12 protein-coding genes and 2 pseudogenes are annotated in these 23955 nt (G+C 46.2%); 13 read left to right on the top strand and 1 reads right to left on the bottom strand.

Annotation, left to right across the window (positions count from 1 at the left end; genetic code table 11):
- The first annotated feature begins 140 nt into the window (after positions 1–140).
- The 6 genes from DWY79_RS13395 (at position 141) to DWY79_RS23050 (ending at position 7773) form a co-directional block, all read left to right on the top strand.
- Positions 141–1823 carry a hypothetical protein gene (locus tag DWY79_RS13395; protein WP_199705232.1) on the top strand — a complete coding sequence of 561 codons (1683 nt, stop codon included), beginning with the start codon at positions 141–143 and terminating at the stop codon, positions 1821–1823.
- Entirely contained in the window at positions 1810–3243 is a 1434-nt protein-coding gene (locus DWY79_RS13390; protein WP_122369492.1) for a DUF3863 domain-containing protein, read from the top strand. The genes DWY79_RS13395 and DWY79_RS13390 overlap by 14 nt, the downstream gene beginning before the upstream one ends.
- A gap of 7 nt (positions 3244–3250) precedes the next feature.
- On the top strand, positions 3251–5083 hold the full coding sequence (locus DWY79_RS13385; RefSeq protein ID WP_122369491.1) for a glycoside hydrolase family 2 protein: 1833 nt from the start codon (positions 3251–3253) through the stop codon (positions 5081–5083).
- A 99-nt stretch (positions 5084–5182) separates the two neighbouring features.
- Positions 5183–6328: a glycerate kinase gene (locus DWY79_RS13380; RefSeq protein ID WP_005863522.1), complete on the top strand. Its 1146-nt coding sequence runs from the start codon at positions 5183–5185 to the stop codon at positions 6326–6328.
- A gap of 12 nt (positions 6329–6340) precedes the next feature.
- The gene (locus tag DWY79_RS13375) at positions 6341–7588 is read left to right on the top strand and encodes a GntP family permease (protein WP_121773306.1); all 1248 of its coding nucleotides are present in this window, start codon (positions 6341–6343) and stop codon (positions 7586–7588) included.
- 8 nt (positions 7589–7596) lie between these two features.
- Positions 7597–7773 (top strand): hypothetical protein, encoded by a 177-nt coding sequence (locus DWY79_RS23050; protein ID WP_154399652.1) that lies wholly within the window; start codon positions 7597–7599, stop codon positions 7771–7773.
- On the opposite strand, the pseudogene DWY79_RS13370 reads toward DWY79_RS23050, so the two are convergent.
- Positions 7770–8425 (bottom strand): annotated as a pseudogene (locus tag DWY79_RS13370) (serine hydrolase). The gene DWY79_RS23050 and the pseudogene DWY79_RS13370 sit on opposite strands and share 4 nt — an antisense overlap.
- Positions 8426–8804: 379 nt before the next feature.
- Here DWY79_RS13370 and DWY79_RS13355 point away from each other — a divergent pair.
- From DWY79_RS13355 to DWY79_RS13325, 7 genes and pseudogenes are all read left to right on the top strand, one after another.
- Positions 8805–9503, top strand: a pseudogene (locus DWY79_RS13355) (glycoside hydrolase family 97 catalytic domain-containing protein); the annotation flags it as partial.
- A 200-nt stretch (positions 9504–9703) separates the two neighbouring features.
- A complete protein-coding gene (locus DWY79_RS13350) occupies positions 9704–11905 on the top strand; it encodes a GH92 family glycosyl hydrolase (RefSeq protein WP_008779022.1) in 2202 nt (733 codons plus the stop codon).
- A 128-nt stretch (positions 11906–12033) separates the two neighbouring features.
- Positions 12034–13776: an ATP-binding protein gene (locus DWY79_RS13345; protein WP_005863511.1), complete on the top strand. Its 1743-nt coding sequence runs from the start codon at positions 12034–12036 to the stop codon at positions 13774–13776.
- A gap of 62 nt (positions 13777–13838) precedes the next feature.
- Complete coding sequence (locus DWY79_RS13340; protein ID WP_009275201.1) at positions 13839–14786, top strand: site-specific integrase; 948 nt, start codon at positions 13839–13841, stop codon at positions 14784–14786.
- A gap of 359 nt (positions 14787–15145) precedes the next feature.
- Positions 15146–15910 (top strand): DNA-binding domain-containing protein, encoded by a 765-nt coding sequence (locus tag DWY79_RS13335; RefSeq protein WP_121960703.1) that lies wholly within the window; start codon positions 15146–15148, stop codon positions 15908–15910.
- 181 nt (positions 15911–16091) lie between these two features.
- Entirely contained in the window at positions 16092–21137 is a 5046-nt protein-coding gene (locus tag DWY79_RS13330) for a C10 family peptidase (protein WP_122369490.1), read from the top strand.
- A 117-nt stretch (positions 21138–21254) separates the two neighbouring features.
- On the top strand, positions 21255–23939 hold the full coding sequence (locus DWY79_RS13325; RefSeq protein WP_122369489.1) for an alpha-L-rhamnosidase: 2685 nt from the start codon (positions 21255–21257) through the stop codon (positions 23937–23939).
- The last annotated feature ends 16 nt before the right edge of the window (positions 23940–23955 follow it).

The raw sequence follows: 23955 nt of genomic DNA, 5'->3' as shown, positions 1-23955 counted from the left end.
TGTAAAATGCCTTTTTAGATCTAAGAAATGGCTTTTCACCCTTGCGAAATGCTTTTTAGATCTCTAAAAATGATTTTACACCGGTGAAATGCCATTTCTAGAATATTTTATGAGAGTAAATGAATTTAAAATTGAATCGAATGTCATTCATAAAGAAGATAGGTCTTGTATGCTTTATCGTCTTCTGCTGTGCGGGATGCCGTAGCGCGGGAGAGAAACCGGTTGAGAGTGCGGCTGCTCCCCGTATTATCAACATCATCAATTTCATCCGCCAGACAGATTACCGGGTGGAGAACGCTGATAGTTTATTGTACGAGACGGTTTGTGAGCAAGTGAAATTGGTGAATAAATATGATTTACCGGCAACCTTCTTATTGCAGTACGATGCGTTGATCAACCCATTGTACCAAGATCTGTTGAAAAGTAAACTCAATGATCATTCCGAGATCGGCGCTTGGTGGGAACTTACGCAACCGCAGATCGAGGCCGCCGGGATCAAGTGGCGTGGCGAGCATTCTTGGGTCTCGCACGCGAATATCGCTTTCAGCACCGGATATACGAAAGAAGAACGGGAGCGACTGGTGGATGTCTATATGGCGAAGTTCAAGGAGATATTCGGCACGTACCCGAAATCGGTCGGCTCTTGGTTTATCGACGCGCATACCTTGGGCTATATGTACGATAAATATAAGATCGTGGCGTCGTGCAACTGCAAGGACCAAGTGGGGACGGATGGTTATACCCTATGGGGTGGTTACTGGAACCAAGCCTATTACCCGAGCCGGGTAAACGCCTATATGCCGGCGCAGACCGAGGAGGGGCAAATCCCCGTTCCTATTTTCCGTATGCTGGGCAGTGATCCTATTTATCAATATGATGATGGTCTGGGACAAGAGCGTCAAGGGGTGATCTCCTTGGAACCCGTGTATGAGAAGGCGGGCATGGATCGCCGCTGGGTGGATTATTTCTTGGAATCGATCGTGGATCAGCCTTGTCTGGCCTTCAATTATGCGCAAGCGGGACAGGAGAACTCTTTCACGTGGAGTAATATGAGCAAGGGACTGGAGATGCAGATCCCTATCTTGGACTCCTTGAGGAAGGAAAATAAGATCCGGGTGGAGACGCTGGGCGAATCCGGTGCGTGGTTCAAGGAATGCTTCAAGGTTACGCCGGCGACGGCTGTCACTACGTTGACGGATGTCCGTGGAGAAGGAAATAAGACGGTCTGGTTTAACAGCCGTTATTATCGGGCGAACTTATTGTGGGAGAAGGGAACGTTCCGCTTTAGGGATATCCATCTTTTCGACGAGAGCTATAAGTCGGCTTATCTGGAAAAGCCCGGAGACGGGAACCAGTTCCTATTCTATACGTTGCCCGTCGTGGACGGATTCATGTGGAGCGAGGGACTCGATCGTGCCGGGCTTCGGATCGTCCGATTAGACAAGGATGGAGATAAGGAGGAACTTACCTTGGACCATCCGGTAGTGACGGAGATAGGCAAGGATACCTTGGTAGTTTCCGCCGAAGACTCAAAAGGCCATGCTTTCAAGATCACCTTCTATGAGACCCGCTTCGAGGTAGCCGCTCTGTCAAAGGAGGCGGATTTCTCATGGGCTTTAGAGCTAAAGGCCGCAGCAGGGAAGGAGCTACCTTTCACCGTTATAGAGGATAAGGCGGTCAACGCTAGCTTCGATGGTTTTAACTACGTGATCACTTGCGAAAAAGGCCATATAAGGAAACCTGAATCTGGTTCGGATTATGTCTTTAGGATGTTTCCGTCGGATCAGGAAATAGTAATAGATTGTACAAATGCGAGAAAGTAATATGAATATATCAGTTTGGAGAAAATGGGCGATCGTATGGATGGTCTCTGTGCTCAGTGGTTTTCAATTAAGGGCGGCGGATCCTGTGGTCGTCCCGGCGAATACGGAACCGCTGACGATAGAAGGAAATCGTTTTGTCACCTTATGTATCATGATACGTACGACGCCTTGGGAAGTCTCCCGGGATGTCAAGTTACATCCCCGCGATGAGGTGGATTGGCATACGCTTGAAGGAGTACGTGCCTTGCGGGAGGCTTTCGCCACGAATAACCCGAACGGTCGTCTTACATGGGGATTCACGATGAATGCCTTGGAGGACGGACGGAAGAATTACCGGGAGATCCGTGATTATGTAGTGGAGTGCCAAAAGAAATATGGGGATGAGGTTACTTATTTCCCCGGTTATTTTCCGGCGATGTATCTGCCCCGTGAGCGGGTAAACCGTGAGATGTCGGAGGCGATAGAGATCATTTCTAAAATGGTAGGAAATGGTTATCGTCCCCAATCGATTATGGGAGGTTTCTTATCGGCCGATAATCTAAGATATCTGGCGGAGAAAGAGAACATCCATGTGGCGCACGCCGTGATCTGGAGCCAGCATAATATAGACGGTGGTGGTGCTGACGGTTCTCCTTCTTATCCTTTCTATCCCTCGACGGAACACTTCTGCAAGCCGGCGCAGGGAAAAAGCGATTTCATCGATTGCGTGAATCTGGATGGCTGGACGATGGACTTCATCTGTGCCCGCCGTAGCGGACAGACCGGACATGGTATCGATGGATACAACAGCCGTAGAGGTGTCGGCCCGATCGAGACGTACAAAGGTTGGGGGCTTGACTTGGGGCATCGTGAGGTGATGCACACGGAAGCGATTCACTTTGATAAAGGTCTTGAGTTGAATGGCTTTGGCTGGGTCGCCAATATCTGGGAGGCGCAGATGGTACATGAGTTCGGGAAGGATCTCATCTGTGATGCCATGAAGATGTGGGTAACGGGTACCAAGGAACGCTGGCCGGATACTCATTTCGTTACGTTCGGAGAATTTGGCGAACTTTGGAGAAAACAATATAAATCGAACGACGACTGGAACTATCGCTTCGTAGAACGTGGCTCTGGTTTGGGAGACTCTTATAATAATTTGGAGATAAAATGGTTTATGAATAAGGAATTCCGCTTGGCCTTATTACGTGATTGGCATACGAAAAATTCCCCGGCTTACGTCATCGACTTTACCCGCTATGATTTGCCGGCTCATGAACCTGCCGATCCCAGCCCGGAGAAACCGGCTAAGGATTGGAGCTTGATCAACAAAATCAACCAAAAAGGTCTCCGCCCGCAAGATAAGCCGGTCTTGATCGATAAGTTGGAGAAAGAAGATCAAGATTTGATTCGGAAATATTATCCGGAATTATTTAAATAGTTGGTTTATGAAAAAGATTACCGTTGTTTGTTTAGCTCTTTGCTCCTTTCTTTTTGGGGGAGATCTCTTCTCCGTAAAGGCGCAAATCCTAGAGAAGTTCACATTGCCTACTCCATGGACAGAGGAGGCATTGAAGGCTGAGATTCCTTTACCGGAATATCCGCGTCCACAGATGGTGCGTTCGGAATGGTTGAATCTGAATGGTATATGGGATTATATGGGAGGAAAAGACCTGCTCGATCCTGTTACGGCGACCACTCCTCCAGCCTTTCCCGCGAAAGTAGAAAAGATACGTGTGCCGTATCCTCCGGAATCGGAATTATCCGGTATAGCTCGTGGGGGTGATACTTGTCTGTGGTATAAGCGTAGCTTCTCTGTTCCTCAAGCATGGAAGGGCAGGCATGTATTGTTGAATTTTGGGGCTGTAGATCGGATCTCGTCTGTGTTTGTCAACGGTAAGAAGGTGGGTACCCATACGGGAGGGTACGATGCTTTTAGTTTAAATATTACTGATTATTTGAAATCCGGTGAAAATGTCCTTGTGGTAGGTGCTTATGATCCTAACGACGGCCGGGCCGCTTCGGGCAAGAACGGCTCACGTGGAGATTATATTTTTACCTCCGGTATCTGGCAAACCGTTTGGCTTGAACCGGTAGAGAAACAATATATTTCTCAGATTAAGCTAGTGCCCGATTTAAAAAATAATCGGTTGGAAGTAATTGCTTATACGGAGGATAAGGAGTTAAAGGTAACGGCTATCGCGGATAATGGTACTTCAGAGGTGGCAAGAACCGAAGGAAATTCCAATATGAGTTTTTACTTGCCTATCCGGAAACCCCGTCTATGGAGTCCGGATGATCCTTTCTTGTATGGTTTGAAATTACAGTTGAAAGATCGAAAGGGCAAGATAATCGATGAGGTATCCTCTTATTTTGGTATGCGCTCTGTTAGTATGGGAAAGGTAGATGGTGTGCTTCGGCCTTTATTGAACGGGGAGTTTGTTTTCCATATCGGTCTTTTAGATCAAGGTTATTGGCCCGATGGCGCATTTACCGCTCCTACCGACAAGGCTTTGTTATATGATATAGAACTGGCGAAACGTGCGGGTTTTAATGTAATACGCAAGCATATCAAAGTAGAGCCTCAACGTTGGTATTATCATTGTGATAGGCTTGGCTTGATGGTTTGGCAAGATATGCCGAATCTTTGGGAGCCTGATGGTGAGGATTCCGTGGCGGTTCGTAAACAGTTCCGTGACGAATTGAAAGTGATGATCGACCAACACGTCAGCTCGCCTTCTATCGTGATGTGGGTCCCGTTTAATGAGAATTGGGGAGCCTTTGAAGCGACAGACATCACAGCTTGGGTGAAAAAGTACGATCCGAATCGTTGGGTAAACGGTATGTCGGGATATAATTACGCTCCGGGCTATCGGAAAGCTTATGGAGATCCTGGAAATGGAGATTTCGTGGATATGCATCATTATGGCAAGATCGAGCCTAAGGCGATCCCCCGTCCCGATGATAAACGTGCTGCGTCCCTTGGCGAATTCGGAGGAAAAGGTCTATTTGTGCGTGGGCATATGTGGCCTGTACGCAATGACGCTTATGAGATGATGTTGAATAGAGAAATCTTGACCGATACCTATGTATTAATGCTTACCGAGCTAGAGCAGATGATAAACTATTTCGGACTAAGCACGGCCATCTATACGCAGACTACAGATGTGGAACATGAGATAAACGGCTTGGTCACTTATGACCGAAAGGTGGAAAAGATGGATCTGGAGAAGGTTAAATACATCAATCAAGAGGTAATCAAATGTACACGGGCAAAATAAAGAATACCTAGTTAAGTTTATGGGAGTGTCCTCGGAAAAGGACACTCCTTTTTTATATATTTGGGCATCTTATTTTTCATGTTATAAAAAAGTTGGTTAATGAAAAAAATCGTTGTTGCTTCCGATTCATTTAAAGGCTCAGTATCTTCGATTGAAGTGGCTGAATGTGCCGAGTTGGCGATCCATAAGGTCTTTCCGGATTGCGAGGTCGTGAAAATCCCGGTTGGGGATGGGGGAGAAGGTACCGTGGAGACTTTAATTACGGCGATGGGTGGAGAAGCCGTATCTTGTGTCGTACATGATCCGTTGATGAGATCGGTCGAGGCCACTTATGGGATACTGGGAGATAATCGTACGGCGGTTATCGAGATGGCGACGGCGAGTGGTCTTACGTTAGTGCCTGTGTCGGAACGTAATCCCTTGAGAACAACGACGTATGGAACCGGTGAGTTGATAAAAGACGCTATGGATCGTGGTTGCCGGGATTTCTTGATAGGAATAGGGGGAAGCGCAACGAATGACGGAGGAACCGGTATGTTGCAGGCCTTGGGTTTTCGTTTTCTTGATAGAAAAGGGAATGAGCTGGGATTGGGTGGGCAGATCCTTAATCAGATTTATGAGATAGATTGCTCAAGGGCATTATCGCAATTGCGGGAAACTTCATTTACCATAGCCTGCGATGTGAATAACCCTTTTTATGGTGAGAAAGGGGCGGCGTATGTCTTTGCCCGCCAAAAGGGAGCGGACGACGCTATGGTCCGTTTGCTGGATGAGGGCTTGCGAAATTTTGCGGAAGTCATAAAAAGAACGGGACGAATAGAGATAGACGACATTCCGGGTGCGGGAGCCGCAGGTGGTTTAGGTGGAGGGTTTGTCGCTTTCCTAAAGGCTGAACTTAAACCCGGTATCCAGATGGTTCTGGATGCCTTGCGTTTTGATGAATGTATACGGGGGGCGGATCTGATTATTACGGGAGAAGGTAAACTGGATAAACAGACTTGCATGGGAAAGACCCCATGCGGAGTATTGCAGGCAGGCATGAGACAGGGTATCCCGGTTATCGTAATGGGTGGTTCCGTAGAGGAGGTAGAGGCGCTTAATAAATCTGGGTTTCTGGCGGTCTTGCCACTTCTTCCTTATCCGGTTTCCTTGGAGCAGGCGATGGATAAGGATTTCACCTGCCGGAATATTGGGCGTGCCTTGGAACAACAATTGCGTGTAATCCATTACTATATGAATCACTAACACATGGGTATAATGAGTGCATGGGGAGCTTTTATCGGATTATTAGTGTCGATTTTCTTGATTATAAGAAAGGTATCGCCAGTCTATAGCCTTATTTTAGGGGCATTAGTAGGAGGATTATTAGGGGGTGTGTCGTTGCCGGAAACGATCTCTTTAATGATCAGTGGAGTAAATGACGTAACTCCGGCCGTCATTCGGATCTTGACGGCGGGAGTATTGTCGGGGATATTGGTGAAAACAGGTGCGGCGGCTTCTATCTCCAATACGATCATTTATAGATTGGGAGAACGGCATGTGTTTTTTGCGCTCGCTTTCGCTACGATGTTGCTGACGGCTATTGGAGTGTTTATTGATGTTGCTGTTATTACGGTGGCTCCGATTGCGTTGAGCATCGGCCGGAAACTGGCGGTTCCCCGGGGTAGCCTTTTGTTGATGATGATCGGTGGAGGAAAATGTGGCAATATCATTTCTCCGAATCCGAATACGATTATCGCCGCTGAGAATTTTCATGCGGATTTGTACTCTGTCATGTATGCGAACTTGATCCCGGCGTTGGTTGGCTTGTTGTTTACGGTATATGTCATAGGCCGTTTCTTACCCCGGCAAAATGGATTTTATGCGAACGAGGAGATAGATAACCTGCAAGCGGATCTCCCCTCCTTCGCCTCTAGCATGGTCGCTCCGGTAGTGACGATCCTACTGCTGTCGTTTCGCCCTTTATTCCATGTGGCGATCGATCCGATGATAGCCTTGCCCGTTGGAGGAATCGTTGGGATTCTGGCGATGAGGAAATGGTCATTGATTACGGACAGCCTCTCGTATGGACTCAAGAAGATGTCGAATGTCTCGATCCTGTTGGTCGGGACAGGCACTATAGCGGGAGTGATCAAGGCTTCCTCTATCAAGGATGTTTTATTAGATGCGTTATCGCATACGAATATGGGAGAGCTTTTATTGGCTCCGGTTTCCGGCGTATTGATGTCTGCCGCTACAGCCTCTACTACAGCCGGAGCGACAGTTGCCTCTTCGTCATTCGCGGATATTATTATCGCCGCCGGTATCAGTGGTGTCTGGGGAGCCGCTATGATTAATTCCGGTGCTACCGTGCTTGATCATTTGCCGCATGGATCGTTCTTCCACGCTACTGGTGGGGTAGCGGATATAAGCATTCGTGAGCGGTTGAGGCTGATTCCTTATGAGACCGCGATCGGCGCTATTTTGGCCATTGGGACTATAATTGCTTATCTTACCGTGAATTAATTCTTTTCGTGATAAGGCTTAGTGTTTTCGTTTTGGAGTTATTCCCGAGTGTATTGGTCTACCTTGGATTTACGGTCATACAGATCGCATTTAGCCAGCATGGGTTGTCCGGCTTGCGCTATGTCTCGAAGGAGTGGTTACAGCGGATCGGCACGTATATGAAATGGCAATCCCTTGCACGCTAGTCTCTTTGGATATACTGATATACGATCCGGGATATATCCGCAATGATTGCCGCAGTTGCTTCCGGGCTCTCTTCCGAGTCTTTAGCGAATACCGCAATCGTATATCTTTCTTCATCCGGTAGGAAAACGAAACCTATGTCGTTCGTACCGATCAGTTGCCATCGGGCATTCAGGTCGCCCGTTCCTGTTTTATGCCCGATAATGGCATCGGTTGCCTCTAGCGGTTGAGCCAGCCGATCTTTTCCGGTCTCACATTCGATCATAGTCTGTTTGATGAACGTTTGATGAGGTTCGGTAAAGAGAGGGCGGGATACAAATAGGTCTAGCAGCTTGGCAGCATCCAGCGGAGAAGTCCAATTCTGATAGCATAATCGCAGGTCACGGTGCATATCTTCTTCTGTTTGGGAAATATATAAAGAAGTTGTGAGTGGTAATTTGTTTTGTTCCAGATAATGTATCACGGATAACGTACCTTATTATTCAGTGTAATCGTATCCTCGCCATTGATAATAACTGCGATTCCTACTTGGGCTTTTTTGTTGGCTATAGCTTCTCTCAATAATTTCTTTAATTCTCCTTTCTTGTCTTTGGCTATGACAGGTAGTGCGAATACAAGTAAGATTGAGAGAATCGTGCTAACGTATTTGTTCATGGAATATACCGTTTTTACGCGAAGGTAGGAAATTTTTCCATGTTCGGCTTGCCATTGGGTTATTGTATATTTTTCCAAAGGCGTTTACGATCTCATTATTTGTTTCTCAAAACACGTACGTGTTTTCCTGAATTCTCGTACATGTTTTTGAAAAAACACGTACATGTTTTCCCGAAAATATGATTGATGTTTTATTCTTTTGATTATTAATATATTATAGTGTAAGGTCGTTGAAGTACTTATTGTTTTTTTTACTTCTAGATTAACAGGAAATCTCAAAATGATCTCATCACCATATTGCCTGTCCATATATTTTTGATAATTAACCTTCGGAATTTGGGGCAGCCAAAGAACAAACAATTAAAGGATACTTCGCCTTATGGCAAAGGCGGCTAAACATCATTTGTTCGTGCAGTTCCATGGTTCCAGTAAGCCATCTGGATTACATCGGACTTATCCGAATGAATTTACCCGGGAAGGGACGCTCAATTATGAGAATTTCAAAGGATGTATGGTCACGACCGCGGATCATGATATATCTATGCCTTTTACCCGTTTATTGGCTGGAACTGCCGATTATCATTTAGGTGGGTTTCGGGCTCTTCCGAAAGACAAGTTTAAGATACAACAAAGCAACCCTTATGTCACTAGCACTCGCTGCCATATGCTAGCGATGTATGTCGTATTGGAGAGTTATTTGGGAATGATCTGCGATACTCCGGAAGCTTACGAAGGCCAGCCGGGATTCGAGTTCTTACAAACCGTACCGACTACTTGGGACAAAACGGTCGTACCGGATGCCTCTGTCAATGAGTATGTAGCGATCGCACGTAGGCATGGAGACGATTGGTACGTTGGGGCGATCAACAATAGTCAAGCCCGTAATGTGGAAATAGCCTTGGATTTCCTCGGTAAAGGAGATTATAAAGTAACTCTTTATAAAGATGCGCGAGACACGGATACCAATCCTAATCATCTTATCAAAGATACTTTAACTGTTACCGCAAAGGATAAAATAACAGTACCGCTCGCTTCAGATGGTGGTGCCGCTATGCATATTCAACCCGTATCCTTTTGATAAACTTTATTCTAGATAGAAAAGAGGTTCACTTCAAAAGGAAGGTAGCCTCTTTTCTAGTTATAATACGGGAACACGGCATGTAATTCTCTAGAGAGTTTTGCTTTGAATAGTTTACGATAGTTTTGCTTCATCAATTTTAATTTTCATCTTTGTAGGGAGACAGATGCTAGAGAATCGTTATTATTAATTACAATCTCATGAAGAAACTATTATTTCAGACAACCTTGTTTCTATTATTATGTAGTTGCATAAGTAAAATAGAAAAAACACCAGTAGATTATGTGAATAACCGGATTGGGAATATCAGTCATTTACTTGTGCCTACCTATCCCACTACCCACCTGCCTAACAGCATGTTGCGAATGATTCCGACTCATAATGAGTTTACGACGGATCGTATGGAGGGACTGGCCCTAAATAGTCCTTCCCATAGGCAAGGCCATTCATTGTTGCTGTTGCCTTATAGGGGGGACGTTAAGGATTTCGATGGGAATTTAAAATATCGATATGATCATGAGAAATCTACGCCTTATAATTATTCGGTGTATTTGGATGATTTCTCCGTAGGGGTGGATTTTGTGCCTGCTGCTAAATCGGCGATCTATCGTTTTCGGTTTGAGGATTCGGATCGACGGTTGATTTTGTTGAAAGCCAATGGAAAAGGAGAGATCGATATAAAGGATGGAGCTTTGTGTGGATATGATAATTTCGCCGGGATAAAACATTATTTTTATTTGGAGTTTGATGCCCAGCCCATTCAAGTTGATAGCCTCTCTCATTCTTTGGTATTTGCTGAATTTCCGGAATCGAAGGATGTGGTAAATGTTCGTTATGGAATTTCTTATATTGGAGTAGAGCAGGCCAAGCGGAATTTATATAATGAAATCAATGATTTCAATCTGGAGAAATTGGCCTCGCAAGCTCGTGATAAATGGAACGACGTGTTAGGCAAAATAAAGATTGAAGGAGGCACGGAGGATCAAAAGACCACATTTTATACCGCCTTGTATCGGGCGCACGAAAGAATGATCAATATTTCTGAAGATGGTAAATATTTTAGTGCGTATGACGGAAAGGTACATGAAGATAATGGGGTGGATTTTTGGGTGGATGATTGGGTATGGGATACCTATCTGGCCCTTCACCCGTTGCAAGTGTTATTGAATCCGGAGGCTCAAGAACAAAAACTGGCGTCTTATATCCGGATGTATGAGCAATCCGGGTGGATACCTACTTTCCCTTGTGTATTTGGGGATGCGCATTGCATGAACGGTAACCATGCGGCAGGTGTCTTTGCGGATGCCTTGAATAAAGGCTTGCGGTTTGACGTGGAAAAGGCTTTCGAGGGTATGAAGCATACGGTGATGACTGAGTCCATGATCCCTTGGTACCGGGGACCTAAAACGGCCTTGGATGATTTTTATCATGAGAATGGCTGGTTCCCCGCTTTGCATCCGGGAGAAAAAGAAGAGTTTACGGAGGTAGGACCATTTGAACAGCGACAAGCGGCAGCCGTAACTACAGCCGCATCCTATGACGATTGGTGTATCGCCCAATTAGCTAAACATTTGGGAAAAGATGAGGATTATCGATTCTTTCAGGATCGTTCTTATAATTACCGGAATGTCTTTAACAAAGAGACTCATTTCTTCCATCCGAAGGATAAAGATGGGAAGTTTATAGAACCGTTCGACTATATTTTTTCCGGAGGTATCGGGGCTAGGGCTTATTTTGATGAGAATAATGCTTGGACCTATAATTGGGATGTACGCCATCATATTCAGGATTTAATAGATCTTTTTGGAGGCAACACTCCTTTTATTGAGAGATTGGATCAGTTATTTGTTGAGGATATGAAAATGTCAAAATGGCAATATTACGCTCTTCATCCGGACGCTACGGGCAATGTCGGGCAATTCGTGATGGGAAATGAGCCTAGTTTCCATATTCCTTATCTGTATAACTACGCCGGTCAACCGTGGAAGACGCAAAAACGGATTCGTATGCTTATGGAAAGTTGGTTCAGGAATGATCTGATGGGTGTTTGTGGTGATGAGGATGGTGGTGGAATGTCGGCTTTCTATGTATTCTCCGCTTTAGGTTTCTATCCGGTTTCTCCGGGAGTGCCTGTTTATACGATAGGTAGTCCTTTATTTGATAAATCGGAGATTCAGTTGGCGAACGGGAAAGTGTTTACCATGATCGCTCATGGGGTTTCGTGGGAAAATAAATACATTCAATCCGCTAAGTTGAATGGCGCCGAGTATAATAAGACGTGGTTTACTCATGAGGATGTCATGAAGGGAGGAACATTAGAATTGTTTATGGGAGACCGCCCTAATAAGAAGTGGGGAGTGGGAGAAGGTGCGAATCCTCCTTCTGGTGAGTTTGTCGATTGATTTGGTTTGACGGCATGATTCTACGGTCAAAGATTCGTGAAATCATTTTGTAGATGTTATCTTTGCGTAAGTAAGTTACGAACAAGTGATTTATTCGTAAGTGACAAATAAACAGGAGGAGATATATTATGGCAACGAAGCAAATTCCATATGGCCTGACGGATTTCGAGCGAATCCGTACCGCCAATTATTATTATGTTGATAAGACTCGCTATATTGCGGAGGTGGAGCGGAACGCAAGTTTCTTTTTCCTTATCCGCCCGCGCCGTTTCGGGAAGTCGCTATTCTTGAATGTCCTCAGATGGTATTATGACGTGAACCGTAAGGATTCTTTTGAGGAACTCTTCGGCGACTTATATATCGGCTCCCATCCGACCCCGGAGCAGGGACAATATCTTGTACTGGATTTCAATTTCGCAGGCGTGAACCCAGATCCTGACGAGTTGATCCGCTCTTTTAATGATCACTGTGCCGCTCGTTTCCGGGAGTTTGCCTACTACTACGAACGTTTCTTCAATCCGGGCTTCCGGGAGAAAATGGAGAGTCTGCCAAATGCTGACGAGAAGTTGACCTACACGATCAGTGAGGCTAAACGCTTGAATCTCTCTATCTATCTCTTCATTGACGAGTATGATAACTTCACCAACGCTATCCTCGCCAATATGGGTGAGAAGCATTACAAGGCATTGACACACGGTACGGGCTTCTTCCGTTATTTCTTCAACAAACTGAAAGAAGGGGCTACGGGCGATGGGCCTATCAAGCGCATGTTTATCACTGGGGTATCTCCAGTGACGATGGACGACGTGACCAGCGGTTTCAATATCGGAGCCAACATGACGACAGATTACCGCTTTAATGGAATCATAGGTTTTAGCGAGGGAGAGGTACGGGAGATGCTGGCCTATTACAAGAGCGAGACAGGTTTTGAGGATAGTGTGGACGATCTGATCAACTTGATGAAGCCGTGGTACGATAACTACCGTTTCTCTACGAAGAGTCTGGACGAGCCTATGTACAACTCGGATATGGTACTGTATTTCATCAGCAATTACCTGCCCTTGAGATCGGCCCCGGATAAGATGATCGACAACAACATCCGCACGGACTACAACAAGCTCCGCCATTTGATCCGTCTCGACAAGCGGTTCGGCACGAACGCTTCGATCATCCAGGAGATCGTGAACAACGGCGAGACCACCGCAGTAATCAAGGATGCTTTTCCTGCCGAGGATATCGCCAAGCCGGACAACTTCAAGAGCCTGCTTTACTATTTCGGGTTGCTCTCCATCAAGGGTACCAAGCGTGGAGATACCCTTCTAGGCGTTCCCAACCTGACGGTACGTGAGCAATTATATACCTATCTGATCGAGGCTTACCGGGAAGCTGATGTCTTCTCAATAGAGTTATACAAGCTTCATGATCTGGTAAAGGACATGGCTTACGACGGAGACTGGAAGCCTGTGTTCGAGTATTTTTCCTCCGAGCTGGAGCGGCAGAGCGCTATCCGCGAGTTCATAGAGGGGGAGGCGCACGTGAAAGGTTTCCTACTGGCTTATCTAGGCTTGACCCGTACCTATATAATTTATCCGGAGTATGAGGCCAACAAGGGGTACGCCGATTTCTACATGATGCCCGACTTGATCCACCAGCCCGAGATAGGCTTTAGCTATATCGTGGAGGTGAAATACGCCCGTCGGGACGCTTCCGAAACGGAAATCGAGGCGTTGAGAGCCGAGGCCGCCATCCAGTTACGCCGTTACGCCGCAGACCCGAAGGTTCACGCTACTAAGGGGGATACGGAGCTTCGTCTTGTCACCTTGGTCTTTAAGGGTTGGAAGCTTGCTGTTTGCGAGATGGACTTGGCTTGATTTTGTTTTTATGCTATTTTTGATGGTAGATAATAATACGTTTAATCATCAAAAAAGGAGATATGAGCAAGAGAAAGAATAACCGCTTGGGCAAGGCGGGCATCACATTTTATACCTATGCCACCGAACGCATCCGGGAGAAACGTTTAGCGGGGAAACATAACACTGCCGATTTATATAGGACGACCCGTAATTGGATCTGCGCCTTTCTGGGTAGGAGAAACCTTTTTTTCCCGGAGATAACCCCGGGCTTAATAAGCCGTTTTGTCGCTTATCTGCAATCCGCCGGTTTGCGAGTGAATACCGTGAATACATACCTCAGCAACTTTCGCTCGATTTATAACCAAGCTTGCCGGGATGGTCTGTTGCCGGCTTGCGTCGTATCGCCTTTCGCATACTTGAACTTGAAGCGGGAAAGAGCCGGATCTAGGGCGTTGGGAAACGAGTCGCTCCGGGAGATCGTGACCTTGAAGTCTGAGGAGCCGGATTTGGCGTGCGTGATCGACTATTGTACGTTCGCCTATTTATCTTGCGGCATGCCTTTTGCGGATATGGCTCGCTTGACTACGGCGAACCTGTATGGCGAGGAGATCGTATATCGGCGTAAGAAGACGGGGACCTTAATCCGTGTCGGGATAACAGCGGGGATGCGGCGGTTGATTAATAAGTATGCGGACGCTTCTTCCCCGTACCTTTTCCCTATTTTATCTCCGGGTAGAGAGGTAGGGCATGAGGAATACAAGGCGATACTGCGTTCGTATAATAACTCGTTGAAGAAGATCGGTCGTGCGCTATCTCGTCCCATTCATCTGACCTCGTATGTTTTCCGCCATACATGGGCAACGAACGCCTTGCGGAAACAAGTCCCTTTATCGATCATTAGCCAAGCGTTGGGGCATACCTCGGAAAAAACAACACGTTTTTATCTGGCCTCTTTGGAACAGTCAGAATTGAATCGTGCGAACGCTAGGGTGACGGAAGAGGTGGATTTGCTTTTGGCGGCTGGATGATACCCTTATTCGCGAAATAAGGGGAATAGCCTATTCAGCATAAAAATTACCTATAATAGGCTATTTTCAACGGAAGGCTTGGCAAATGTAAAAAATATTATTGATAAACAATCACTTTTATCTATTTATTAAGAAATAGGAATTGAAGGGGATACAGATATCGTATCCTCTAATTAATCCAAATTTATGCTTATTGCGCATATATCGTGGATATGCGGTTAAAAATAGTGGTTATACGTGTTTTTTTTAGTTTATGTTGGACGTGCGATATCTCCTCCCCTTATTTCGCGAATAAGGGTGATAAACATTATTAAAAGGTAACGCCTCACTACCACGGGGCATTAAAGACAAAAAACATCATGGCAGAAGAAAAGACCATCTTGACCGTAGATCTGTACGACAACGTGTTAACCGAGAAAGCCGGTGATTACACCGGAAAGATCCGCATCACCGGAACCACGCGGACCTCAGACATCTCGAACCGCATCGTGAAGAAACGTACCGAGTATCGTCCGGAGACGATCACCAACATCCTCGACCTCTCCTACGACGAGATGATCGAGGCCCTCGCCCAAGGCCGTTGCGTGGTGAACAAGTTCGGGCAATGGCTGCTCACTATCAACGGCTCGTTCGACGGAAAGAAATCAGACTTCCGCTCTACGGAGAATAAGATCACCGTAATGTTCACCCCCAGCGCCACCCTCCTGAAGGCGCTAGAAAACATCTACGTGAACGCCGACGTAGCCACTGTGGGCCCGATGATCGAGAGCCTCACGGATTCTACCACGAAGGAGAAGAACCTCCATATCACTCCGAACGCCCCGGCCATCATCTTCGGCAGCACGCTGCTTATCAAGGGGGATGATCCATCTGTAGGCGTCTACTTCACCAAGGACGAGGAGGGCGCCACGCCCGTGAAGGTCTCCCTTATCGTACGTAACACCAAGAGCGAGATCATCATCCAGATCCCTCCACTCGCCGAGGGGCAGTACTGGCTGAGTGTCACTACGCAGGCAGGTGCGGGCTATTCTCTCGTAAAAGACCCACGCACCTACAAATTTCCCATACTCCTGACCGTTGGCGTAGGAGGAGGAGGCGACAGTGAAAGCCCGGACGAGATCTAGGCGCATAGCGGGATGGGAGAGCCTCTATACCTAGGGTAGGGAACACTGTTGCTCCCAGCCATGGGAACCGAGGCTTTCCCATGCCTATCAACCGGGGCTTTCCCACCCATGGGAACACCGTTGTTCCCATCCCCCTTACTAACGAATGTTAAATCATTTATTCATTATAAATTTATAATTCATGAGAAAACAACTTTTACTAATGCTGATCCTTTGCCTGTCGGCCACGATGGTCTGGGCGGAAAGGATAGATGTGTCCACGGCCCGCAAGGTGGCGGAGAACGTGGCTAATGCGGGTTCGGGCTTGCGCTCGGCTGGAGACTTATCGTTGGTTTATGCGGCGGCACCGGGAAAATCAAGTTCTGCGTTACGAAGCGGGACGGTTGATGGTGCTGCGGACTATTTCGTGTTTAACGTACCGGGAAACAAGGGGTTCGTGATCGTCTCCGGCGATGATCGTGCTTATCCGGTTCTGGGACAGTCAGATGAGGGGAGTTTTGACCCGGATAATTTACCGGAGAACCTACGGGCGATGTTGGCTTATTATCAAGATCAGGTCACATGGGCCGAACGCATCAATCTGGATATAACTCCAAATATACAGGCTGAATGGAGCAGATACTTGAATAATGGGTTAAGAGCTTCGGGGGAAAATGTGCTACTTCCTGGCATAGCAAATTGGGGGCAAGATGAACCTTTTAATCTGTTGACACCGATTTTTGACGTACGTTATAGTGATGGGACGATTGGGAGTGAACATGCGCCAACAGGTTGCGTTGCGACAGCATGGGGCATTGTCATGAAATATTATGGATATCCAAAAGATGAAATTACCAATCCCAATCGGATAACGATGTATGGAAAAAATGTGCAAGATGATAATAAACAGCCTGTTTTGTATGGTTCTTATAATTGGGATAATATATTATCAGATTATAAAAATGGTTATGGAGAAGAACAAGCTAATGCCGTAGCGAGCCTAATGTGGCAAATCGGAGCTAATGTCGAGATGACTTACGGATCGTCTGGTAGTGGTGCAATTTCTGGAGTAGCTGCACAAAAGATGATTAATATTTTTGGATTCAGCAAAGAGGTCAATTATCTATATAAAGAAGACTATCGCTGGAAAGAGTGGAAAGATCTATTGCGAACAGAATTAAGGGAAGGACGCCCTGTTATTTATGACGGAACGAATAAGAGTGGAGGTGGACACGCCTTCATTTGCGACGGTTTTAAAGAGAATGAGGCTTTCCACATCAACTGGGGCTGGAGTGGGGCAGGTAATGGTTATTTCTTGCTTACCGCCTTGGATGCTGAGGGAGGAGAGGGATACTCCTATAAAGATATCAACATGACAATGGGTATCCGTCCACCTAAGGCTAGAGACGAGAGTGTACGCTCATTAAGATATTCATCTATTGGAGTGGATTTTATGGATCAATTGCCTATCGACTCTAATTTTAATGTATATCTGAATCTCTATAATGCAGGAAATATTGCTTTTGATGCGCAAACATCTATGGCCGTAGTAAACGCAAATGGGATAATAGAGGGGAATCTAATTGCTTCTCAAGAATCAGTATCAGTACCCTACGATCCTCATTTTAGACGAAGCTCTTATGGAACTAATATAACTTGTAAGTTGTCGAAGGCCTTAGAGACCGGACAGCGCATACTCCCGGTCTATTCTACTGATGGAGGTACTACGTGGAAAGTTATGGTTGGAACAGCTATAGCTCCGTTATACATCGATAATACAGGAGTAGTGGAATCAGGAACGGATGAGCCGGGTGACCCTGAGAAGCGCCCTGTTAATGTGAACGTCTATTGGAACCTGTTTGATGATAGTTTCATGAACGTATCTGGATTGGATAACAGCGATAGCAACTATCAGAATACAAAAGGGATTTCCTATGGGCTGGTCAATGTGACCGAAAATGTTATCCTGCGTTATATATTCAAGAATTATTCCACATGGGAAGGACAATTAGATGTTTATTATGGTGATAGCTCTATTTCTGGATCAAATCAAGGAACAAAGGCCGTGATTGGGTCTGATGATTCTTTTGAAGTAATTGTAAGTCCAGAACAAATAACGGAAGGAGCCTATGTCAATTATATGAAGGTCTTATCGGCGAAGAGCGGTAAGTTGGCTTATGATATGCAGGTATGTGTTGAGTCCGATCCAGACAATCCGATCTATGAGGAGAAAGATAAATCAATGGTATTCTTGAATCGTATCGAAGGAAAGATTACTCCAAGTCCTATCATTGGAACCGTAAATACGGAAATACCTTTTATTCTTACCTTTAATAAGGCAGATGCTTATCTCCAAGGAAAAGAGCTTAAATTAGATGTGTCTTTAAATGCGCAATCTATAGATCAAATTAAGTTGTATTATGTAGATGGCGAGCAGAAGAACGAAATTGAGTTGGGAACAAATGGTAGTTATCATTATACAAAAGAGCCATTCACTGTTGGTAATCTTACGGAGGGAGCTAGCTATCGGTTCGTATTGAGCTCAAGCCGGGTAATTCCCGAGAGCGAAGCTGCCAGCGTATCTGTTAATGCTGCGAAGGTGGACGGAAAATCAGTCCCTTCTACTTCCGGCTATTCTAAATTTATTATATCGGAGGCCCCGATAACAACCCATCAGGTTCAAATGAATTTGCAAGACTTGACTGTACGAGATGAAGTAACAACTGTCATAGACCAGAAACCTCTGTCTTTTACACTTCTAGCGAATACTGGTTATCAACTTCCATCTTCTATTACTATTACGATGGGTGGAAATACGTTAAATGCGGAACAGTATAGTTATAATCCTGCATACGGAATCGTATATATCAATAGCGTGACCGGCGATATCGTCATCACTGCTAAAGCCGATCCGATCCAAGCCGCCACATATCCCGTTAAGACAACCTTGACAAATCTGTCTTCTTCGCCCGCCATCGTAGACGCTACGACCGTGAAAGAAGGAGAGACATTCTCGTTTACCTTATCGGCGAATAACGGTTACATGCTTCCGGCATCCATTACGATAAAGATGTCCGGTTCCACTTTGGAGGCAGGAAAGGGATATACCTACGATGCCAAGACAGGCAAAGTAGAGATATTGAATGTGAGAGGTGAGGTAGCCATTACCGCTGAAGGAGTGTCTGAACCATCTGTTTACAAGATCACGGCAGACCTGAAGAACCTAACCTCCACGCCGGCTATTACCTCGGCTACAACCGTAAAGGAAGGCGAATCGTTCACTTTTACCTTGAAAGCCGCTACGAACTACAAGCTTCCGGACGCAATCAGTATCTTGAAGGGCAATGACGCACTGACAGCGGAAGAGTTCACATACGACGCTAAAACAGGTAAAGTCGTGATCAAAGCAGTTTCCGGTGACTTGACCGTGAAAGCTTCCGGCATCGATGACCGTCACTACGAGGTGATACTTAACCTTGTGGGTGTCACTTCCCAACCCGCCTCTTTCGATCCTGTATTGGTTAACGGTAAGGTGGAGCTGAGCTTGAAGGCGGCCGAAGGCCATACGCTTCCGGCTACCGTTACGGTAATAATGGGCGGTAAGACTTTGATAGCCGGAACGGACTATACTTATAAAGCCTCTACAGGCGCCTTCTCTTTGGCTAAGATTACAGGTAAGCTTTCTATTTCTGCGGAAGGCGTGAAGAATAGCTATCCGGTTACGGCCTCATTAGTTAATATCACTTCCGACATTCCAACGAATGCCAAGGCGGCATTTGGTGATACCTTCGTATGTAAACTTTCAGCGAATGAGGGCTATACGCTTCCGACTGAGGTTACGATCGTGATGGATGGCAAGACCTTGGTAGACGTGACTGATTATACCTATGATGCCGCTACGGGAAAAATCTCTTTGAAGAAAGTAACCGGCGAGTTAGCGATCACGGCGCAAGGCGTACAGAAGAGCTATGCGGTAGCCCTTACGTTAAAAGACTTGACTTCTGATATCTCGCAAGGCAAGAAGATTAAACATGGTGAGACCTTGACCGGTAAGTTATCTGTAGTGACCCCACAGTACGGGCTTCCTTCCACGATCGAGGTGATGATGGGTGATAAAGTGCTGGCTACCGGTTCCGGCTATTCCTATGATCCGAAGACCGGGGAGATAGAAATAAAGAACGTAACCGCTGAGGTTTCCATTAAAGCTTCTGGTGCGGAGATCTTCCAAGTGAAAGAACAGACCGAGAACATAGAGATCAAAACTTCCGAACAGACCGTGAAAGAAGGAGAGCCATTCAAATGTGAATTAGCACCAGCTACGGGATACAAATTCCCTTATGTCATAAAGGTGATGATGAATGGTCGTTTGTTGAAGCAAAAGAATTTGCTTAGGGCAGCAGGTTCTGAGTACTATACGTATGACAATACGACGGGAATAATCGAGATTGAGAATGTGGATGGCGAGATCGTTATTGAGGCGAAAGGTGTACAAGAGGGCTTCTTTGAGGTAATCCCGAATCTTGTTAACCTCACTTCCGATCCGGCTTCTTTCGAGCCTTTGGCTAAGGATTCCAAAGTGGAACTTACGCTGAAAGCAGCCTCCGGCTATACGCTCCCGACATCCATTACTGTGAAGATGGGAGAGAATACGCTAGCGTCTACGGATTATACATACAATTCTGGCACGGGTGCTTTCGCATTGGAGAAGATCACGGCTACCTTGGTGATTACGGCGGCAGGTAATAGGATTCCGGATCCGGAACCAGAACCGGAGCCAACCCCGACCACCTACATGGTGACATTGCCGGTTGTAGAGGGCGCTACCTTGATTGCGGAGTCTTCCACGAATGTAGAATCCGGCAAGAGTTTTGCGTTCACACTGACTTTGAAGGACGGCTACAGTGCGCCTCAACTGACAGTGAAAGCGAATGGCTCAGTACTTGGTCCGGTATCAAGCGGCCGTTATGTGATTGAGAAAGTAACGAGTAATATCGTTGTTACCGTAACAGGCATCGTGAAAGATAATCCTACTGATAACGCAGAGGTAGATCCCAATGGCTTGCGAGTATGGGGAGAGAATGGGCGATTGCATATCCAGACTCCTGTTATGGACACAGCTTGTATCGTTACATTCGAAGGGCGTTTGTATAGGAACTTATCTTTGCCTGTAGGCGAGACTATCACGAGTATTCCACAAGGGTCTTATATAATTTATATTGGCAACCAATCCTACAAGATCCGCTTCTAGCCATTCTTGAGGAATCATAGGAAGGCGAGTCATTTGCGAGTGGCTCGCCTTTCTTGTTTAATAAATCTTAATATTTACCGGGGATATAAGTATCGTAAGCCATTAGAAAGTATATTCATGCGTAATCTCAATCTATTTATCATGAAATGTATATCTATCTACTTTGTGACCCTATTGTTACTGATGTCGGGCTGTGAATCCGGACGGAGGATCATCTTAAAAGATCTTCGTTGTGAGAACTTGGAGAATCCGGTCGCGATCGACAATACCCATCCCCATTTTAGCTGGAAAATCGAGACAGACGGGCAAACTATGCGACAAGCGTATTTTGAGATACAAGTAGCCACGGATAGTTCCTTGCTGGCTCAAGGCAAAGCCGATCTATGGAATTCAGGTAAGGTGGAATCGTCCGCTTCCGTGATGGTCCCTTATCGAGGGAAAGAGTTGCGATCTAGTGTGCTGGCCTATTGGAAAGTCCGGGTATGGGGCGATAAAGGGGAATTCTCGGACTGGAGTCTGGTCAATCGCTTTGGGATCGGGCTTTTGGATAAAGCGGAATGGCAAGGGAAATATATAGGGATGCCGGATGAGAAGAATCCGATGTTAAGGAAGAAGTTCGAGCTTCAAGACCGTGATGCCACATTACTCCTTCATGTAAACTCCTTAGGGTATCATGAGATCTATTTAAATGGGAGGAAGGTATCGGAAGATGTTCTCTCGCCTGCGGTATCTCAATTAAACAAAAGATCATTATCGGTGACGTACGATCTTACGCCGTACGCAAAGCAGGGAATAAACGACTTATTGCTCTGGTTGGGCCGTGGCTGGTACAGAAAAGCTACTTTTAATGCCGTTCATGATGGGCCGTTGGTTAAACTGCGATTGGACGAGATCCAAGCAAATGGTACCGCAAGTACGCTACTCGTTACGGATAGCTCTTGGGAAGGCCGGGGAAGTATGTATGGTGAGACCGGTACCGGCACTTGGTATCCCCATCAATTCGGGGGTGAATGTGTGGATGGGCGGAAGGCGTTGCCGGATTTGACAACGGCTACGCTCGACGAACTGGATTGGAAGCCGGTGTTGGAGGTGGAGGTACCCGGGATAGAGGTAAGTCCCCAGATGTGTGAGCCTAATCGAATACAAGAGATTATCCGTCCCAAAGGAATCAAACAAATAGGGGACAGTATTTGGCTCGTAGATATGGGAAAGGCGTTGAATGGTTGGGTTGAGCTGAGTTTCCCAAAATTACCGGAAGGCCACCGGGTCCGTATGGAATATACGGATTGGTTAAATGAAAACGAAGATTTCAAGCCACAAGAGGAGAACGGACAGTATGAGGATTGGTATATCGGTTCCGGACAAGGCAAAGAGGTATTCCGAAATAAATTTAACCACCATGCGTTTCAATATATAAGGATATCCGGTTTGGCGAAAGCCCCCGAGGAGGTAACCGGCTATCTGATTCATACGGATTATAAGGATGCCTCGTCTTTCGAGTGCTCGGATCCGGACTTGAATGCTATCTATGCGATGATCAAATATACTTTCAAGAACCTAGCTTTCAGTGGTTATATCGTAGATTGCCCGCATTATGAGCGTATGGGATACGGTGGGGATGGAAATGCCTCTTGTAAGAGTTTCCAGACATTGTATGAGGGCTCTTCCGTGTATATGAACTGGATGCAGATGTGGCAGGATTGCATCCGTGAGGATGGGGGTATGCCGCATTGCGTACCGAATCCATATCCGGCGGGAGGTGGTCCGTATTGGTGTGGCTTTATTATCACGGGATCGTGGCAGACTTATTTGAATTATGGGGATAGCCGTCTGATCGAGCGATATTATCCGGTTATGCGACATTGGTTGCGTTATGTGGATGCGTATACGGTCGATGGGTTGCTGAAACGTTGGCCGGATACGGATTATCGGGCATGGTATTTAGGGGATTGGTTGGCTCCGGCGGGTGTCGATTATACGGCGCAGTCATCGGTAGATCTGGTTAGTAACTGCTTTATAAGCGATTGCCTCACTACGATGGAGAAGATCGCGAAGGTATTGGGGAAAGCGGAGGATGCCGCTAAGTATAAAGAGCGTCGCCAACGATTGAACGAGCTTATCCAGAAGACTTTCTATGATCCGGAGAAGAAACAGTACGCTACAGGCTCCCAGATCGATCGGATTTATCCGATGTTGGTCGGCGTGACAGATGAACAGCATATGCCCGAGGTAAAGGAAGGTTTATATCGAGAGACTTTGGAGAATTGTAAGGGCCATATCGGTTCCGGTTTGGTGGGTGTTACGATCTTGACCGATTGGGCGATAAAGAACGGAGAGGCTGATTTTCTCTATTCCATGCTGAAAAAGAGAGAGCAACCGGGATATCTATATATGATCGATCAAGGGGCTTCTACGACTTGGGAATACTGGTCGGGAGAACGTAGTAAGGTTCATAATTGTTTCAATGGCATTGGCGCTTGGTTCTGTCAGGCGATCGGAGGGATCTTGCCGGATGAGGATAGGCCGGGCTATAAACATTTCTTTATCAAACCGCAAGTGCCGGATGGCGTGACGTGGGCGAGGGTGGCGAGAGAGACCCCTTACGGTACGGCACGTGTGTCTTGGACTATGGAGAACCGATCGCTCTCGCTTGATCTGGAGATACCAGCGAATAGTACGGCGACCTTTATCGCTCCATTTAACGTATCGAATTGTGTGTTAGATGGGAATAATGTAGAGATATCGCTGGGTTCGATCTTGTTGGAAAGTGGAAAACACACGCTATCGCTGCCTGCGGAATAGGAATCATATGATTCCC

This window comes from Parabacteroides sp. AF27-14, from assembly GCF_003635425.1.
Classification (GTDB): Bacteria; Bacteroidota; Bacteroidia; order Bacteroidales; family Tannerellaceae; genus Parabacteroides; species Parabacteroides distasonis.
The sequence above is the reverse complement of the archived record's forward strand: the minus strand, read 5'-3'. Positions and strand labels throughout refer to the sequence as shown.